The sequence below is a fragment of the Enterobacter sp. 03-F-07-AD-ECC genome (genome assembly GCF_047530935.1).
GTDB classification, from domain to species: Bacteria; Pseudomonadota; Gammaproteobacteria; order Enterobacterales; family Enterobacteriaceae; genus Enterobacter; species Enterobacter cloacae.
Genome location: NZ_JBLKBZ010000065.1, coordinates 1 through 1,643, shown reverse-complemented (window position 1 = coordinate 1,643; position 1,643 = coordinate 1). Strand labels below are relative to the sequence as shown.

The 1,643-nt window shown below is 46.7% G+C and carries 1 protein-coding gene; it reads right to left on the bottom strand.

Features of this window, described 5'->3' with window-relative positions; genetic code table 11:
- Positions 1-669: 669 nt before the first annotated feature.
- Complete coding sequence (locus tag ACMWKA_RS25635) at positions 670-1,527, bottom strand: HNH endonuclease signature motif containing protein (protein WP_000784387.1); 858 nt, start codon at positions 1,525-1,527, stop codon at positions 670-672.
- Positions 1,528-1,643 lie beyond the last annotated feature (116 nt).

Here is a 1,643-nt window from a genome sequence, read left to right as displayed (position 1 = left end):
GTGCACTGGGGTATCGTTCGCCACGGGAATATCTGCGGCGACGAACCAGTCATGGGTTAAGTGATAAAAAGTGTATGGAAATATAGGGGCCAATCCATGGCCTTTTCTCATACGGAATCAATTTCAGGTACAGAACATATGAAAAATTCAGAACCTAAGAGCTGTGATCCCTATGTGGACAGTTTGATTAGAAATGCAGATGCAAAGGAAGCCAGGTCATTTCTCAAAATATTGAAGCCCTTACCATTCCTTATCGTTATCATCGCTGTATTCTTTTTTTGGGTATCGTTTTCCCGTTTATTATCCCAGGTCGCGTAAAACCTTTTTAAAGACTCTTCTTTACCAGATATGCTCCCTCACCGGGATGGTTTCAACCTCTTCAGTTTCCCATATTGGCAAAACCTTCAGGAAATAAGACGATACCCTCCACGCTTTCCATTAAAGCGGGATGACGACGCCCAGTTCTTACGACCAGACTCCACGTTTTCGATTAGGATGCCTTTGGGCCCTTCTAACGAGGCCACCTCAACAACTCGCACTTTCCGGATCAGTCTTGGATCCACTTCTTCCCAGATCTGGCCAACTGTAATATCTTTTTGGGTTTGCATTTAATCTCTCGCTGTCATTTAGTGAACAAGACTAATCCTCGCCGTGGTTCAGCTTATGGCTTTATTTACGCTGACGATCCTTAGCCTTAAATTTTTGCCATCGTATCCGAAGGTTTTCGATGTTAACCGGAACCTGCATGCGTGTCGTCTCTATCTCATTCCCATGCCATTTCAGGAGATCATCATCCAACTCCCGGGCCTCCCGGCTGAAGTAAATTTTCATAGTGTCAGGGTTTATGGCGCAATGGTCATTGTCGAACAGTGTATGGATATCACGGCGAAGTAAAATTCCGTTCGTTACGTCGGGAATGCCTTCTTCATGACGTGGCGTTAAGTGCGCGGCCTCAGTACGCCAGGGGGACCTTACGCCGGTGACAACACATCGCCCGTAGCAATTCAACCTAACATCCCGGGCGAAAGGACCTTGGTCAGGACTGGTGACAGAAGTACATTCCTGGCCCTCTTTGTAGATACGCTTCGGGAAGTCGATAGTGGTTTGAGCTGTTTGGGAAAGTGACACATACGTAACCCCTTTGTATCTCTTTATCCCACCATTAAAAGTGGTAGGAATCGAGCTGGTTATGGCCACCAGTTTCACATCGCCCATTTCGACGATCTTAAGGCTCTTATTAGCGGCTACATGTAACTGGATGAATTTACCTACGTACACATCATGGTTCTCATCTTGTCTTTCAACACACAGAACGACATGGTCGAAGGTTCTCTTGTCAGAGATTACCCAGTTGCCGGTTTTCACACGGCCTGCTTCACTCACCCCTGCGGTAAGATCGGGTATGAGCGTCCCCTGCATGCCGTCAGTTCGAATTGAAAGAATTTCACCCGATAAACCCAGCTCTGCAAGCTCACTAATAAACGGTCTTTTCATCCGGCTTACCGGTTTTGGCTTCGTCATTTTCATCTTTGCTGTAACACCTCAGGGCACTGTTGCAAAGTTAGCGATGAGGCAGCCTTTTGTCTTATTCAAAGGCCTTACATTTCAAAAACTCTGCTTACCAGGCGCATTTCGCCCAGGGG